Here is a 16069-nt window from a genome sequence, read left to right on the forward strand (position 1 = left end):
TTCTTTTTGTTACGTGGCAGCTAATACCACTATTTAGTGATTGTCACTAATCAGGCAAAATAGAGTCAACCAGTCTCATGTGTTGCTTGAGCACATATCCAGAAGTATCAGGAATCGATCATGATCTGTGATGAACAAGTTGAAATGGTAATACACCAACCGGCAGTTACCGTTGTTATCCCTGCTAAAAATGAAGCAGAAAACATCCGGCCGCTAATCAATGAAATCCGTACAGCGATGGATGATGAATTTGATTATGAATTGATCTACGTTGATGACGGCAGTACCGATGATACTTTCAATATCCTTAAATCAATTCGTGATGAAGGATTCAGCAAACTGAAAGTGATCCGCCATCAGCAATCAGTAGGGCAAAGTTTTTCGGTATTGAATGGTGCCCGGCATGGTGCCGGTGAATGGCTGGTGGTATTGGATGCGGATGGTCAGAACGTTCCGGCGGATATTCCGGGAATGTTAAAAACGTTACAGGCCGCCTATGCCTCTGATCCGAAAAAAGTGGGCATCATTGGTCACCGGGTGACACGTCGTGATGACTGGATAAAACGTCTTTCTTCTAAACTGGCCAATGGTTTCCGAGACTGGATGCTTAAAGATGGTATTCCGGACACCGGCTGTGGTCTGAAAGCAACTCGTCGTGAATGGTATGTGCAACTGCCGGCATTCAATCATATGCATCGTTATGTGCCTGCGCTGATCCAGAGTATGGGCGGCGAGATGCTGGTACACCCGGTGAATCATCGTCCGCGTATGGCCGGGGTTTCTAACTATGGTGTCTGGAATCGTCTGTGGGTTGGATTGGTTGATGTGTTCGGTGTCCGCTGGTTACAGCATCGGGCCAAACGTATTGTGATCCAGGAGATCCTCAATGGGCGCTGATTGGCTGGATCTGCCGATCTCCTGGCTGGAGTGGACGGGTGTCCATATCACTGGCTGGAAAATTATTGGCTATACCGGTGCACTGATGTTCGGTGGCCGCTGGCTGGTACAGTTTGTGGCCTCGAAACGGGCTGGTAAGCCGGTGATCCCGCGGCTCTTCTGGTACATGAGTGTCGGCGGTAGTCTGATGACACTCAGTTACTTTCTGTTTTCTGCCAAACAGGATTCTGTCGGCGTATTACAGAATCTCTTCCCGGCATTTACCGCGCTGTACAGCCTTTGGCTGGATATCAAGCACCGTGGCTGGCACCGTGACAGGGCTTCGCATTAATACCGAAGCCTCATTTCAGGATCCTTTATGATAACTGATCGTTTTGCGCTTCAGGGCTGGCAGAGTGACCGGCTCAACTTATTATTTTTACTGGGATTAGGGCTGCTGATATTGGGTGCCGGTCTTGGTTTACGCGATCCCTGGCCAGCGGATGAGCCGCGTTTTGCTCTGGTGGCGAAGCAGATGGTGGAGTCCGGGCAATGGCTGTTCCCGTTCCGTGGTGGCGAGATTTATCCGGATAAGCCACCGATGTTTATGTGGGGCATTGCGCTGGGTTATTTCATTACCGGCTCACTGCGGGTTGCTTTTTTGCTGCCGTCTTTGCTGGCTGGTTTAGGGTGCATCGCTTTAGTTTATGATATTGCCCGCCGGATCTGGGATCGGGCAACGGCGTTCCGTGCCGGTTTGTTTTTGCTGTTTGCTGTGCAATTCACGGTACAGGCAAAACAGGCGCAAATTGACGCCCTGGTGACTTTCTTTATCACGCTGGGTGGTTATGGGTTTCTGCGGTTTCTGCTGTGCGGTGGTGGCTGGCGCTGGTATTACCTCGGCTGGTTTGCCGCCGGTCTGGGAATTATCACGAAAGGCGTCGGGATTATTGCGGCACTGGTGTTAATTCCGGCCCTCTGGACCCATCGCGAACAGATAAAACAGGCATCCAAAGCGCAGTGGCTGAAGGGGTTGGCGGGTCCGCTGTTTATGTTGCTGGCCTGTGCATTGTGGGTGATCCCCATGGTACTGGTGGTGCAGCAGCATCCGTTACCGGAATTTCTGGCGTACCGGGATAATATCTTATTTCGCCAGACAGTGACCCGTTATGCCAATGCCTGGCATCACATCAAGCCGTTCTGGTTCTATCTGGTGAATGTCATTCCCTCGTTTTGGTTGCCATGGTCATTGCTGCTGCCCTGGATGGTCTGGCAAACCAAACGGGATGTGAAACTGGGACAGCGCCCGGTGATCCTGCTGGTTGGTTATCTGCTGCTAATCCTGCTGTTTTTCTCTGCTTCTGCGGGGAAACGGGGCGTGTATATCACACCGGCAACCCCGGTTCTGGCGCTGCTGGTTGCCTACTGGTTACCGGAATTACTGACCCGACGCTGGCCTGCCCGTCTGCTGGCAGGGTTAGGCTGGTTGTTGAGTGGTTTGTTTTTGTGCGCCGGTCTTGTGTTACTGCTTAAACCAGCGTTGATTGCCAAACTGGGCGAGATGGATTCGCCAGTACTGCTGGCATTATCACTGGGCGCAACAGGGCTAGTCGCTAACTGGTTACTACGACGCCAGCCGTTATCAGCCATTCTGGCGACATTAACCATTCTCTGGCTGCATTATGGTTTCTGGGCGTATCCGCTGATGAATCATCTGCGGACACCGCAACAGATCATGCAGCAGGCCGGGCAGCGTTTAGCGCCGCAGGATGAATTATTACTGACTAATTTCCGTGAGCAGTTCCTGTTGTTTGCCGATCGGCCGGTGTATCACTTTGCCTATCTGCAGGACGATGAACCGCAGCCTACTGATGCGGCAGCATGGGTGCAGGCTGCATCGCATCGCTGGGTGCTAGGTCCGGGTGACAAGCTGAGTCCGTGTTTTGCTGCGGATAAAGGCATCGCGCTGGGTCAGCGTCATGGTGATGACTGGTTCCTGTTCCGGGCCGATGCAGTATTACCTGCCTGTCAGTCAGCGCAGAGTTCAGGTGCCGGCATTTTTTATTATGCACCTAAGCTGTTGGTGGGAGAGTGAGTATGCATTATCTGGTTACTGGTGCCGCTGGTTTCATCGGTTTTCATGTTGCTGAACGGCTACTGGCGGCAGGGCATCAGGTTACCGGTCTGGACAACCTGAATGATTACTACGATGTTAATCTGAAACTGAGCCGGTTAGCGTTACTGCAAGCGCATCCTGCTTTCCATTTTGTGAAAGGGGATCTGGCCGATCGTACGCTGATGGCCGATCTGTTCACTAACGGACAGTTCCGGCGCGTGATCCATCTGGGGGCGCAGGCCGGTGTGCGTTATTCACTGGATAATCCGCATGCGTATGCCGATGCCAATCTGGTCGGGCATCTGAATATTCTGGAAGGATGCCGTCAGCACAAGATTGAACATCTGTTATATGCTTCTTCCAGCTCGGTGTATGGACTGAACCGCAAAACGCCGTTCTCGGTCAATGACAGTGTCGATCATCCGGTCTCTTTATATGCCGCGACGAAAAAAGCCAATGAGCTGATGAGCCACAGTTATGCTCATCTGTATGGGTTACCTTGCACGGGATTGCGTTTCTTTACCGTGTACGGTCCGTGGGGGCGTCCGGATATGGCACTGTTTAAGTTCACCAAAGCGATTCTGGCCGGGCAGCCGATCGACGTGTATAACTTCGGTGAGATGAAGCGGGATTTCACGTTTATTGATGATATTGCCGAAGCGATCATTCGTCTGGCGGAGGTGATCCCACAGCCGAATGCGGAATGGACGGTAGAAACCGGTTCTCCGGCGGAAAGTTCCGCACCATATCGGGTATATAACATTGGCAACAGTCAGCCGGTTGAGCTGAAAACGTTTATCCATGAACTGGAACAGGCGTTAGGCATTCCGGCTCAGATGAATTTATTGCCACTGCAACCGGGTGATGTGCTGGAAACCAGTGCGGATACTTCAGCACTGGAAACCGTGATTGGTTTTAAACCACAGACCCCACTTGCCAGCGGTCTGGCTCGTTTTGTCAGCTGGTATAAATCATTTTATTCGCTGTGAGCCGCATTCTGCAGTAAGGGTTTCAGCTGCATTGCCAACTGGCTGGTGGTTTGTTGCCAGCCAGTGCGCAGCTCGCGCACCAGGGCCGGATAGCCATCAGCTGTCAGCGGATACAATTGCTGGAATTGTCCGCTGTATTGTTGTTTTCCCGTGTTCAGCACCCATTCACCACTGATCACGGCATGGCCATCGGCCTTACCGTGAAAGCCGCGTATTTTGACCTGTAACTGAGCGATATTTTGTCCTGCCATTTGCCCATTCTGCCACTGCCAGTCCGGTAACTGCTGTCTCAGGTTTTGCAGTAAGGCGCGGGTCAGTTGCTTATCCAGCGCTTCCGCCCAGCGATGCTGATTCGCGGTGGTCAGCTGTACGTCATCCTGCTGATAAACGATACCGATGCTGCTCAGATAATCCGCCAGCTCCACATCACTCACGGCGACCACGGGCTGCTGGCTGGCAGATAAGGTGCCGCTTTGTTCATCCGGTAACGCAATGGCATAGTATTGTGGCGCCGTGGCAGTGCTGCAGGCTGAGAGTCCGCACAATAACAGGACAACAAGTACATATCGCGGCATCATCATTTGGCTTTCCTCGGTTCAGGATCGGTAGCAGTGTCTGGCTGGAACAGCAGTGCATTCGGCTTTTCATTCAGTGTCCGCGCCATTGGCTGCACTTCGCGTAAGACCCGGTTCAGGGATTGAATCGAACGATTCAGTTCACCATAAGCAGGTGAGCTGGCGGACAAGCCCTTAAGGGTCTGCTGCATCTCAGCCAGCGTTCTCTTCAGTTCTGCCGGCAGCTCCTGACTGCTTTGCTGATTGGCAATCTTATCCATGCTGGCACTGACTTGTCTGACGTTCGCCATCGCCGCCTCGGTTTCGGTCAGCATGGTCTGGGCGTTTGTCAGCACTTGTTCAATATCCAGCTGGTTCAGTTTGTTCAGCAATTGCACCACCTGCTGTTCGATTCGCGCCAGTCCGCCCGAAGCAGTGGGTAAGGTCCGGTAATTGGCCAGTTCACCCAGTCCGGTTGTTTTCGGTAAATCAGGATAAAAATTGAGATCAACATACAGCGCGCCGGTCAGCAGGTTACCCGAGCGCAGAGAAGCGCGTAAGCCCTGTCTGACTGCGGTGGTAAACTCTTTCTCCCAGTTAGGTAACTGATCTTTATCCATATCACCACGGATGCGGCCCGGCTCAATACGGATCAATACCGGGATCTGGCGGGAGCGGGCGGTCAGCAGGTCATTACCCGGCACAGAGAATGGTACAGCCAGCACACTCCCCACCTGAATACCGCGATATTCGACCGGGGCTCCGGGGTTCAGTCCGCGAACTGATTCATCGAAGAGTAATATGTAATCAACCTTATCCTGATAGCGACGGATGGTACTGCTGTCCTCATCGGCATAAAGATTAAAGGAACGGTAGCCTTTTACCGGCTGACCCAGTTCCCAGCCAGGTGGCACGCTGAAACTGACACCACCGGAGAGGATGGTTTCCAGTGTTCCGGTTTTGATCTTGATGCCATCGGTCGCGGCCTGTAACTGAATGCCGCGGTTGAGCCAGAAACGGGTATTACTGGTGACCAGTGCATCATATGGTGCCTGAATAAACAGCTGGTAGCTCATCTGCCGCGAGTCGGATTTAAACTCTGCCTGTTCCACCCGACCAACCGTAAAGCCACGATATAACACCGGATCTCCGATCGATAAGGCACTGTCCTGTTCGCTGCTGAGCTCGATCCGTAATCCGGGCGCGTTAGTTGGTGTCACCGGCGGGGTATCAAGCACCGTAAATTCCAGCTTATGCTCTTTGCTTTTGCCGGGCTGCAATTCCAGATAGGAACCGGATAACAGTGTATTGAGTCCGGAGATCCCACTCTTACCCACGCGCGGTTTTACTACCCAGAAACGGGTATCCTCACGTAATAATGGCTCGGCTTCGACATTCATCTGCGCAGTGACAATGACATGCTTCAGATCGTTACCAAGACGTACCGTCTGTACTTTACCGATTTCAACACTGCGGGCTTTGATCGGCGTTTTGCCCGGTTCAAGGCCTTCCGCATTATCCATTTCCAGCGTGATCAATGGTCCCTGACTATTGATAGTGGTTACGACCATCCATAAGCCAATACAGGCGGCGACAATCGGGATCAGCCAGATCGGGGATAAACGTTGTAACTTTTTGATTCTGGCGTAATTATTCGGCACGGTCTGATTTACCTTCTGTTACTGGTTGAACGGTATCGGGTTCGGTATCCCACAGCAGTCGCGGGTCAAAGCTCATGGCTGATAACATGGTCAATACTACCACGCCAGCAAAGGCCAGTGCGGCGGATCCCGGATAAACTGACATCAGTTTACCCATGCGGATCAGCGCGACCAGGATGGCCACCACAAACACGTCGACCATCGACCAGCGACCGATAAATTCGGTCAGCCGGTAGAGACGGGTACGTCCGCGGCGGTGATGCAGTCGTTTCACATAGACACTCCAGCATAACCAGCTGATGGCGAGCATTTTCACCATCGGAACCAGAACGCTGGCGATAAAAATAATCAGCGCTACCGGATAAGAGCCCATGTCCCACAATAACACCACACCACCAAGGATGGTGGAGTAGGTTTGCTGGCCAAAGCTTTCCGTCACCATGATGGGAAGGATATTGGCCGGAATATAAAGGATCGCGGCGGTAAACAATAACGCCAAAGTCCATTGCAGGCTGTGTGGTTTACGGGCATGTAATACGCTCTGACAGCGTGGGCAGCGATGCGTTTTGAGTGATACCAATCCGTGGCAGGCATGACAAAGCGTTAAGTTCTGGTCAATGGCTCTGCCGCGGGGCGCAGGTGGGGTACGCAAATGTACCGGACCGCTTTGTTGCCACCACAGCCAGTCGCGATCAATGGCACTAAACGCTTTCAGCATAGTCAGGGAAAACAGCACATAGGCCCAGAAACTGTAGCCGAGTTCAATATCGGCCAATGAGGCTATTTTTATCAGACTGACCAGTACACCGATCAAAAATACTTCCACCATGCACCAGGGGATCAGCCGGAACAGCCACAAGGTATAGCGTTTACGTAAGCGTTTACCGCGCCACTGGCCGAGGCGGGAATAAATAAGACAAATCAGTAACAGACAAATGGCGGGCAGGATCTGCATAAACAGATAGACCGTCAGCGCCAGCGCCGGATGCTGTTCTTCCAGCAACGTGGTTGCGGTCTGATACAGCGTCATATCCTGATGCATGCCTTTGACCATCATGCCGAGAAACGGAAACAGATTGCTGCACAGCAGCATGATCAGTGCCGCGATACTGTAAACCATCGGCTGCAGGCGTGCCTCTGCCGGCAGGCTACGGAGCTTGTGTTCACAGCGTGGGCACACGGCTTGTTCACCGGGCTGCAATGGCGGTACCACCATCAGCCAGTCACATTCATGGCAGGCAGTATATTGTACGGCAGAGCGAACATAGGTACTGCGACGATGGCGTTTCATGGAGGACAGGGAATAATTCCGGAATGAAAAAATACTATTACAGTGTAGCGCGGGCGGGGTCTGGCTGGAATGGATGTGAATGAAAAAGCGTATCAAGAACAAAGCCCGCTCATTACTGAACGGGCTTTTGTATTTACAGGGTATTAATCAGGAACGATTAACCACCAACTGCAATACGTTTCATGTCTTTCATGTAACCGCGCAGTACTTTACCAACCTGCTCGATTGGATGGTTACGGATGATTTCGTTCACCTGAACCAGCGTTACGTTATCAACACCGTTGTCTTTTACAGACAGGGTTTTACCAATCACGTCAGTGCCCACTTTCGGCATGATGTGCGCTTTCAGCAATGGTACTGCTGCGTTAGCAAACAGGTAGTTACCGTATTCAGCGGTGTCAGAGATAACCACGTTCATTTCGTACAGACGCTTACGCGCGATGGTGTTTGCGATCAGCGGCAGTTCGTGCAGTGATTCGTAGTAAGCAGATTCAGCAATGATGCCTGATTCGGTCATGGTTTCGAACGCCAGTTCAACACCCGCTTTTACCATGGCAACCATCAGGATACCGTTGTCGAAGTATTCCTGTTCTGCAATCGCGCCGTCGAATGCTGGTGCATTTTCGAATGCAGAAGCACCGGTTTCTTCACGCCATCTGAACAGATCCGCATCGTTGTTTGCCCAGTCAGCCATCATGCCGCTGGAGAACGCGCCAGAGATGATGTCGTCCTGGTGTTTACGGAACAGTGGACGCATCAGTACACGCATCTCTTCTGCCAGTTCGAATGCACGCAGTTTAGCCGGGTTAGACAGACGATCCATCATGGCAGTGATGCCACCCTGTTTCAGGGCTTCGGTGATGGTTTCCCAACCGAACTGGATCAGTTTGCCCGCATAACCAGCATCGATACCGTCAGCGATCATTTTTTCGTAGCACAGGATAGAACCAGCCTGCAGCATACCGCACAGAATAGTCTGTTCGCCCATCAGGTCAGACTTAACTTCCGCAACGAAAGAAGACTGCAGAACACCGGCACGGTGACCACCAGTTGCCGCAGCCCATGCTTTAGCAATTGCCAGACCGTCACCTTTTGGATCGTTTTCCGGGTGAACAGCGATCAGTGTTGGAACACCGAAACCACGTTTGTATTCTTCACGAACTTCAGTGCCCGGGCATTTTGGCGCAACCATCACAACAGTGATGTCTTTACGGATCTGAGTGCCTTCTTCCACGATGTTGAAACCGTGAGAGTAACCCAGCGCAGCGCCGTCTTTCATCAGCGGCATAACTGCTTTAACAACGCTGGTGTGCTGTTTGTCCGGCGTCAGGTTTACTACCAGATCCGCAGTTGGGATCAGGTCTTCGTAAGTGCCGACAGTGAAGCCGTTTTCAGAGGCTTGTTTGAATGATTTACGTTTTTCAGCGATAGCTTCTGCGCGCAGTGCGTAGGAAACGTCTAAACCTGAGTCACGCATGTTCAGACCCTGGTTCAGGCCTTGTGCGCCACAGCCCACGATCACGACTTTTTTGCCTTTCAGGAAATCGCATTCGCTGGCGAATTCGTCACGGTTCATGAAACGACATTTGCCTAATTGTTCTAACTGCTGACGCAGGTTCAGGGTATTGAAGTAGTTAGCCATCTGGAATAGCTCCATGCTGAAATTGAGATTGCTGTATAGGGTCTGATAACGGTCAGAGTCCGAAAACTGCACTACTATAAACGAGCAATGACATTGCTGGAAATGATATATTTAGAACTAAATATTGCGTTTTTTGCAACGTGGAGTGACTCATGGATTTCCGTACCTTATCGTTATTTGCGCATTTGGCGCACACGCTGCATTTTGCCAATACTGCCAACCAGATGGCGGTTAGTCCTTCCACGTTAAGCCGGACGATGCAACGGCTGGAGCAGGAAACGGGCTGTGCGTTGTTTGAACGCGATAACCGCAGTGTCGTATTAACTGCCGAAGGGCGTCGTTTACTTACTTTCGCCGAGCGCTGGTTGCAGGAATGGCAGGATTTGCGTGATGATTTACGTCATCCACGTGAAGCATTGCAGGGGCGGATCCGCGTCTTTTGTTCGGTTACCGCTAGCTATTTTCTGTTACCGGAAGTGCTGGGGCGCTTTCGTCATCGTTATCCGCAGCTGGAACTGAAACTCGAAACCGGCGATGCGGCACTGGCGGTAGACAAAGTGCTGCAGGAAGAAACGGACATTGCGATTGCTGCCCGGCCGGATGCGTTGCCGGCACGGTTACAATATTGTTTGTTACAACAGGTGCCTTTGGTCTTTATTGCCCCCCGAAACAGCACCAATGTCAGTCAGTGGCTGAAAGACGGCGAACCCGACTGGTCACAGGTGCCGTTGATCGTATCGCAGCAGGGGTTGGCCCGGAAACGTTGTGACCAGTGGTTTCGTAATAAAGGTATCAGCCCGAACATCTATGCGGAAGTGGCAGGTAATGAAGCAATTGTCAGCATGGTAACGCTGGATTGTGGCATTGGTCTGGTACCGGAAGCGGTGATTGAACATAGTACATTTGGCTCTCAGGTACGGGTGATCCAGCCGGTGCCGGCACTCAAACCCTTCGAGGTTGGCTTTTGTGTGCTCAAACGAAGACTCGAAGAGCCCTTGCTGCAGGCCTTCTGGCAGATGGTTCAGCAATGATCGCCGGTTGCAGCAAATCCATACAAAAAGGTGTAAACTGCGGTCTGAATCATCGGCACTGTGCATACGTTGTGGGGGCTCTGTGAGACGTATGTGCAGACAATAAAAGTTTATTAATCGACTCAGGAAAAGTGACACGATGAAAAACATCAATCCTACCCAGACCAAAGCGTGGAAAGCGCTGGAAACACATTTCGCTGCGAATAAAGATCGCCAGCTGAGTGAATTGTTTGCTGCAGACCCTGCTCGTTTTGACAAGTTTTCCACCACCTACAAAGACAATATTCTGGTGGATTACTCCAAAAACCTGATCACTGACGAAACACTGGATCTGTTGATCGATCTGGCTCACGAAGTGGATCTGCGCTCTGCTATTGATGCCATGTTCAATGGTGAGAAGATTAATCACACTGAAGGCCGTGCTGTTCTGCACACTGCATTGCGTAACCGTTCAAACCGTCCTGTGATGGTTGACGGCAAAGACGTTATGCCGGAAGTGAATGCGGTACTGGCTAAAATCAAAGCTTTCTGTGACAGCGTTATTTCCGGTGAATGGAAAGGTTATACCGGTAAAGCGATCCAGCACGTAGTGAACATCGGTATCGGTGGTTCTGATTTAGGCCCGGTGATGATCACTGAAGCGCTGCGTCCGTTCAAAAATCATCTGCAGATGCACTTCGTTTCCAACGTCGATGGTACTCATATCGCAGAAACACTGAAAAATGTTGATCCGGAAACCACACTGTTCCTGGTTGCATCCAAGACCTTCACCACTCAGGAAACCATGACCAATGCGCTGTCTGCGCGTGACTGGTTTGTGAATATCGCTGGTGATCAGGCTCATGTAGCAAAACATTTCGCCGCGCTGTCTACCAACACCAAAGCCGTGGCTGAATTTGGTATCGACACTGCCAACATGTTCGAGTTCTGGGACTGGGTTGGTGGTCGTTACTCTTCCTGGTCTGCGATTGGTATGCCAATCGCACTGTCACTGGGCTTTGAAAACTTCGAAGCACTGCTGGAAGGCGCGTTTGAGATGGATACCCATTTCGCCACCACCAGTTATGAACAAAACATTCCGGTTCTGCTGGCCCTGATCGGCCTGTGGTACAACAATTTCTACGAAGCTGAATCTGAAGCTATCCTGCCGTATGACCAGTACATGCACCGTTTTGCTGCTTACTTCCAGCAGGGCAACATGGAATCCAACGGTAAATATGTTGACCGTAACGGCAACAAAGTGGATTACCAGACTGGCCCAATCATTTGGGGCGAACCAGGCACTAACGGTCAGCACGCGTTCTATCAGCTGATGCATCAGGGAACTAAACTGATCCCTTGTGACTTCCTGGCTCCGGCGATCACTCACAACCCAATCGGTGATCATCACCCTAAACTGCTGGCGAACTTCTTTGCCCAGACCGAAGCGCTGGCATTTGGTAAGTCTAAAGAAGCGGTTGAAGCTGAATTCCTGGCGGCAGGCAAAACACTGGAACAGGTTAAAGATCTGGTGCCATTCAAAGTATTTGAAGGTAACCGTCCAACCAACTCCATTCTGTTTAAACAGATGACGCCACAAACGCTGGGTGCTCTGATTGCCATGTACGAACACAAAATCTTCGTACAAGGTATCATCTGGAATATCTTCAGCTTTGACCAATGGGGTGTTGAACTGGGTAAGCAACTGGCGAACAAGATCCTGCCTGAGCTGAATTCAGATGCAGCTGTGACCAGCCATGACAGCTCTACCAATGGTCTGATCAACACCTGGAAAGCGTGGAAAGCGTAAATACAATTTCTCGCTTATCCGCCAAGCCCCTTGTAAAAGGGGCTTTTTTTTTAATGGTTATCCAATAATCAGGCAGTGGTTTTGTCGGCGACTAACACGGGCTTACGATCAGCATTAAACAATATGACCTGATTACGGCCATTGTTTTTCGCTTCGTATAATGCGGTATCTGCCCGGATTAATGCCGCATCCGCAATCAGATCATTCTCGGCCACAGATGAAATACCAAAACTGGCCGTAATCATTACCGGCGTATCAGTTGTGTCTGACAGCTTAAAAGGCGTCTTGCTTATAATCTGTTGCAACAACAGGGTTCTTTTTTTGGCTTCCCACGGATAGGTTTCCGGCAGCATGATGGCGAATTCCTCGCCACCGATCCGGGCCAGAATATCCGTTTTACGGATGTGGTCGCGTAAACGCCAGGCAAACTCCGTTAGTACATGATCACCCGCCGGATGGCCGTAGGTATCATTGATGCGTTTAAACAAGTCGATATCGATCATTACGATGCTGAAGGTATGACGGTAGCGCAGAAAACGCTGAAATTCTTTGTGTAGTTGCTGGTCAAAGGCCCGCCGGTTAGCCAGACCCGTTAAGGCATCGGTTTCGGATAAGCGACGCAGTTGCTGTTCCGCCGCTTCTCTTGCTGCGATTTCCCGGGTCAGACGGCGATTGATGCGGTAAATCCAGGTCGCGATACCCGCCAGTAGCAAGGCAATGATGGAAGCTATTGTCGCGATGCGCAGATAACGTAACAAATCAGGCTGATAATCTTCTTCGTTATAGATAAACGAATTAAGCGCTTTATCGTCAATAAGCCGTTTATGCTCAACCATCACCTCTGCAATATGCAACCAGCGCCCCGGGTTCATATGGCCGATTTCAATGATCTCCGGCTGCATCAGATCCCACATTGCTTTGGCCTCATAGCGCAGATGCTCACGCGTTTTCTGTGGCGCGTATTTGTTCAGGATGAGATCGGTGATTTCTTCAGGATGCGCCATGGCGTAGCGCCAGCCATCCATGCTGGCTTTGCGGAATGCAGCAACCCGTTCCGGGTGATCCCGAAGCTCATTCTGCGAGGTAAATAACACATCACCGTAGAAATCAATACCATAGGTTCGTGGATCGATCAGGCGGTAGGCAATCCCTTTTTGTTCCAGCAGAAAGGGTTCATTGGTGACATAACCATCATAAGCATCGACTTTACCGTCGATGAGTGGTTGCAGGTCAAAAACAGTTTGTATCAGATTAAGTTTTTCCGGCGCAATGCCTTCTGCCCGGAATGGTTCCAGTAATTCCAGGCTTTCACTCAGGGGGAAAACGGTCATCAGTCGTTTATTCGCCATATCGTGAATATTTCTGATCCCGGACTTCTCCAGCACAATCCAGCTGACCGCCGAATGCTGCAGTGTGGCGGCAAGTGCAACGACTGGTTTGCCATTCAGATAATCGAGTACCAACCCGGAGTTGGAAATACCATATTGTGCTTTACCACTGACCACGGCATCGACAGGCGAAACAAAAGCGCCGTCATAGCCGTTAGGCCGTAATTCGACATCGAATCCCGCCGCTTTATAAAAGCCCTTTTCGAGAGCGGCATAGTAGCCGGCGAACTGAAATTGATTGACCCATTTCAGCTGAACGACTACATGCTCCGCAGCAGCTAATGGGTTGATAAAACAAAAAATAAACAGAAATACTATCCACCGGAAACCCGCTATCTGAATATCCTTTTCCATGGAGCGGTACATATTGTACGGATTCAATAAAAAGAGAATGCCTGCATTCCCTTATTAATAGTGTAGGTATCCGTTGAAAATAACGTGAATGGATGTCAAAAATTTACTTTTTGTCTCGTTTGAGTATTTTTGTTCTATTTGTGATCTTGATCACCTGGATGGAATGGGTGTTGCAGAGGCAAAAGGTGATGCTTGTCACAAAAATGGGGTGGTTGGACGGTCGGAGATTACAAAATCACCGATTCACCGCTCATTTTGTGTGATCGTAGTCACACCAAAAGAGGGGTGTGCACAGTGAATAATTGATGTGCTTCACAAAACTCCCCGTTCTCAAACCGATTACCGCAGAAAGTGGTAGATTTATTAATGAGACAACAAATCACGGATCGGCAAATCCGTTACCGCAATCCATCATTAATCAGGCATCAAACGGGGTGTTTTATGCTATCACCAGATACCAAGGTCAAGATACAGAATTTTGGCCGTTTTCTCTCCAACATGGTTATGCCCAATATTGGCGCATTTATCGCGTGGGGGTTTATTACGGCATTGTTTATTCCAACTGGCTGGCTGCCAAGTGAAACGTTAGCCAAACTGGTTGGTCCAATGATTATGTACCTGCTGCCACTGCTGATCGGTTATACCGGCGGTAAACTGGTAGGTGGTGAACGTGGTGCGGTAGTAGGTGCGGTTACCACCATGGGTGTTATCGTTGGTACTGATATCCCAATGTTCATGGGTGCGATGATGGCAGGCCCTCTGGGCGGTTGGACTATCAAACGCTTCGACCGCATGATTGACGGTAAAGTCAAAAGCGGTTTTGAAATGCTGGTTAACAACTTCTCTGCCGGTATCATCGGTATGCTGTTGGCAATCGTTGCATTCTTCCTGATTGGCCCATTTGTAAAAGGTATGTCTGCCGCTCTGGCTGCCGGTGTTGGTTTCCTGGTTGAAAATGGCCTGTTACCGCTGACCTCTATCTTTGTTGAACCAGCGAAAATTCTGTTCCTGAATAACGCGATCAACCACGGTATCTTCTCCCCACTGGGTATTCAGCAGGCAACCGAGCATGGCAAGTCCATCTTCTTCCTGATTGAAGCTAACCCGGGTCCAGGTTTCGGTATCCTGTTGGCATACATGATGTTTGGTCGTGGTAACGCGAAACAATCAGCTGCCGGTGCGTCTATCATCCACTTCCTGGGTGGTATTCACGAAATTTACTTCCCATACGTACTGATGAACCCACGTCTGATCCTGGCTGTTATCGCTGGTGGTATGACTGGCGTGTTCACTCTGACTCTGTTCAACGCGGGTCTGGTATCTCCTGCATCACCAGGTTCTATCTTCGCTGTGCTGCTGATGACACCAAAAGATTCTATTCTGGGTATTCTGTGCTCAGTAACAGCCGCAACTGCAGTTTCATTCCTGGTAGCTTCTGTGTTCGTTCGCCAACAAGCGACTAACACTACTAGCGATGACCTTGAAGGCGCTACCCGTAAAATGAAAAGCATGAAGCAAGGTAATGTTGCTGCTTCTTCTGCTGCCAATGACGATGGTCACTCTCCGCTGACTGCAAAACACATCGTTGTAGCTTGTGACGCTGGTATGGGTTCAAGTGCAATGGGTGCGAGCCTGCTGCGCAAGAAAATTGAAAAAGCGGGTCTGCCAATTACTGTGGTAAACCAGGCGATCAATAATCTGGATGAAAAAGCGGACATCGTGATCACGCATCGTGACCTGACTGACCGTGCAAAACGTCATGCGCCAAATGCTCAGCACATTTCGCTGAACAACTTCCTGGACAATCAGCTGTATGACAATCTGATTGCTCGCTTACAGGAGGCTGGCGAAGGCCGTCGCCCAAAGGCGGTAGCCGCTAACGATGACGTTTATCGTGGCGAGAACCTGAGCCCGGCATTGTTCACCTTAGGTAAAGAGCACATCTGCCTGGGTCTGAAAGCCAGCAATAAGGAAGAGGCGATTCGTAAAGCAGGTGAAATGCTGGTGGCTAATGGCTGTGTTGAACCTGAATATATCGATGCGATGTTAGAACGTGAAAAACTGGTATCAACTTATCTGGGTGAATCAATCGCTGTTCCGCATGGCACTATTGAATCAAAAGATAAAGTGAAGAAAACCGGTATCGTTATCTGCCAATACCCTGCGGGTGTGCAGTTTGGTCCGGAAAAAGATGAAGTGGCGCGTCTGGTAATTGGTATTGCAGCCCGTAATGATGAACATCTGCAAGTGATCAACAACCTGACCTGCACTCTGGATGATCCATCGCTGATTGAGCGTCTGGCAACCACCACGGATGTGAAGTTCGTACTGGAACTGCTTAGCGGTCAACGCGCAGCGTGATAGCTGGAAGGCCACTC

Annotated in this window: 12 protein-coding genes; 7 read left to right on the forward strand and 5 right to left on the reverse strand. The window is 50.5% G+C overall.

What is annotated here, in order from left to right:
- Window positions 1-120: 120 nt before the first annotated feature.
- Genes TOLA_RS01435 through TOLA_RS01450 form a run of 4 tightly spaced genes read left to right on the forward strand, consistent with a single transcriptional unit; the run spans window position 121 to window position 3981 of the window.
- Window positions 121-897 carry a glycosyltransferase family 2 protein gene (locus tag TOLA_RS01435; protein WP_012728501.1) on the forward strand — a complete coding sequence of 259 codons (777 nt, stop codon included), beginning with the start codon at window positions 121-123 and terminating at the stop codon, window positions 895-897.
- Window positions 887-1228 (forward strand): lipid-A-disaccharide synthase N-terminal domain-containing protein, encoded by a 342-nt coding sequence (locus tag TOLA_RS01440; protein WP_012728502.1) that lies wholly within the window; start codon window positions 887-889, stop codon window positions 1226-1228. The genes TOLA_RS01435 and TOLA_RS01440 overlap by 11 nt, the downstream gene beginning before the upstream one ends.
- Before the next feature lie 27 nt (window positions 1229-1255).
- Window positions 1256-2971 carry an ArnT family glycosyltransferase gene (locus TOLA_RS01445; RefSeq protein ID WP_012728503.1) on the forward strand — a complete coding sequence of 572 codons (1716 nt, stop codon included), beginning with the start codon at window positions 1256-1258 and terminating at the stop codon, window positions 2969-2971.
- Between the two features lie 2 nt (window positions 2972-2973).
- Window positions 2974-3981 (forward strand): NAD-dependent epimerase, encoded by a 1008-nt coding sequence (locus tag TOLA_RS01450; protein WP_012728504.1) that lies wholly within the window; start codon window positions 2974-2976, stop codon window positions 3979-3981.
- On the opposite strand, the gene TOLA_RS01455 is transcribed toward TOLA_RS01450, so the two are convergent.
- The 4 genes from TOLA_RS01455 to ilvC form a co-directional block, all read right to left on the reverse strand.
- Window positions 3969-4562 carry a PqiC family protein gene (locus TOLA_RS01455; RefSeq protein ID WP_012728505.1) on the reverse strand — a complete coding sequence of 198 codons (594 nt, stop codon included), beginning with the start codon at window positions 4560-4562 and terminating at the stop codon, window positions 3969-3971. The two genes, TOLA_RS01450 and TOLA_RS01455, sit on opposite strands and share 13 nt — an antisense overlap.
- Window positions 4559-6196 (reverse strand): intermembrane transport protein PqiB, encoded by a 1638-nt coding sequence (pqiB, locus tag TOLA_RS01460; RefSeq protein WP_012728506.1) that lies wholly within the window; start codon window positions 6194-6196, stop codon window positions 4559-4561. The genes TOLA_RS01455 and pqiB overlap by 4 nt, the downstream gene beginning before the upstream one ends.
- Window positions 6186-7487: a PqiA/YebS family transporter subunit gene (locus TOLA_RS01465; RefSeq protein WP_012728507.1), complete on the reverse strand. Its 1302-nt coding sequence runs from the start codon at window positions 7485-7487 to the stop codon at window positions 6186-6188. Before TOLA_RS01465 ends, pqiB begins: the two co-directional genes overlap by 11 nt.
- Before the next feature lie 157 nt (window positions 7488-7644).
- Window positions 7645-9129, reverse strand: a complete 1485-nt coding sequence (gene ilvC, locus TOLA_RS01470) for a ketol-acid reductoisomerase (RefSeq protein ID WP_012728508.1) — start codon at window positions 9127-9129, stop codon at window positions 7645-7647.
- Window positions 9130-9281: 152 nt separating this feature from the next.
- Between ilvC and ilvY the strand changes: the two genes are divergently transcribed.
- Entirely contained in the window at window positions 9282-10160 is an 879-nt protein-coding gene (gene ilvY / locus TOLA_RS01475; protein ID WP_012728509.1) for an HTH-type transcriptional activator IlvY, read from the forward strand.
- A gap of 139 nt (window positions 10161-10299) precedes the next feature.
- Window positions 10300-11949, forward strand: coding sequence for a glucose-6-phosphate isomerase (pgi, locus tag TOLA_RS01480; RefSeq protein WP_012728510.1), 1650 nt, complete (start codon window positions 10300-10302; stop codon window positions 11947-11949).
- Between the two features lie 68 nt (window positions 11950-12017).
- Here the strand turns inward: pgi and TOLA_RS01485 are convergent, their stop codons facing one another.
- On the reverse strand, window positions 12018-13691 hold the full coding sequence (locus TOLA_RS01485; RefSeq protein WP_012728511.1) for a GGDEF domain-containing protein: 1674 nt from the start codon (window positions 13689-13691) through the stop codon (window positions 12018-12020).
- Between the two features lie 441 nt (window positions 13692-14132).
- Here TOLA_RS01485 and TOLA_RS01490 point away from each other — a divergent pair, with 441 nt between their 5' ends.
- On the forward strand, window positions 14133-16052 hold the full coding sequence (locus TOLA_RS01490; protein ID WP_012728512.1) for a PTS mannitol transporter subunit IICBA: 1920 nt from the start codon (window positions 14133-14135) through the stop codon (window positions 16050-16052).
- The last annotated feature ends 17 nt before the right edge of the window (window positions 16053-16069 follow it).

This window comes from Tolumonas auensis DSM 9187, assembly GCF_000023065.1.
In the GTDB taxonomy this organism is placed as follows: Bacteria; Pseudomonadota; Gammaproteobacteria; order Enterobacterales; family Aeromonadaceae; genus Tolumonas; species Tolumonas auensis.

What these genes read in the sequence shown, in the direction of transcription:
- TOLA_RS01455 (WP_012728505.1), bottom strand. Translation starts at nt 4,562, where the DNA reads ATGATGATGCCGCGATATGTACTTGTTGTCCTGTTATTGTGCGGACTC.
- TOLA_RS01450 (WP_012728504.1), top strand. Translation starts at nt 2,974, where the DNA reads ATGCATTATCTGGTTACTGGTGCCGCTGGTTTCATCGGTTTTCATGTT.
- TOLA_RS01485 (WP_012728511.1), bottom strand. Translation starts at nt 13,691, where the DNA reads ATGGAAAAGGATATTCAGATAGCGGGTTTCCGGTGGATAGTATTTCTG.
- TOLA_RS01445 (WP_012728503.1), top strand. Translation starts at nt 1,256, where the DNA reads ATGATAACTGATCGTTTTGCGCTTCAGGGCTGGCAGAGTGACCGGCTC.
- TOLA_RS01490 (WP_012728512.1), top strand. Translation starts at nt 14,133, where the DNA reads ATGCTATCACCAGATACCAAGGTCAAGATACAGAATTTTGGCCGTTTT.
- TOLA_RS01435 (WP_012728501.1), top strand. Translation starts at nt 121, where the DNA reads ATGATCTGTGATGAACAAGTTGAAATGGTAATACACCAACCGGCAGTT.
- ilvC (WP_012728508.1), bottom strand. Translation starts at nt 9,129, where the DNA reads ATGGCTAACTACTTCAATACCCTGAACCTGCGTCAGCAGTTAGAACAA.
- ilvY (WP_012728509.1), top strand. Translation starts at nt 9,282, where the DNA reads ATGGATTTCCGTACCTTATCGTTATTTGCGCATTTGGCGCACACGCTG.
- TOLA_RS01440 (WP_012728502.1), top strand. Translation starts at nt 887, where the DNA reads ATGGGCGCTGATTGGCTGGATCTGCCGATCTCCTGGCTGGAGTGGACG.
- pgi (WP_012728510.1), top strand. Translation starts at nt 10,300, where the DNA reads ATGAAAAACATCAATCCTACCCAGACCAAAGCGTGGAAAGCGCTGGAA.
- TOLA_RS01465 (WP_012728507.1), bottom strand. Translation starts at nt 7,487, where the DNA reads ATGAAACGCCATCGTCGCAGTACCTATGTTCGCTCTGCCGTACAATAT.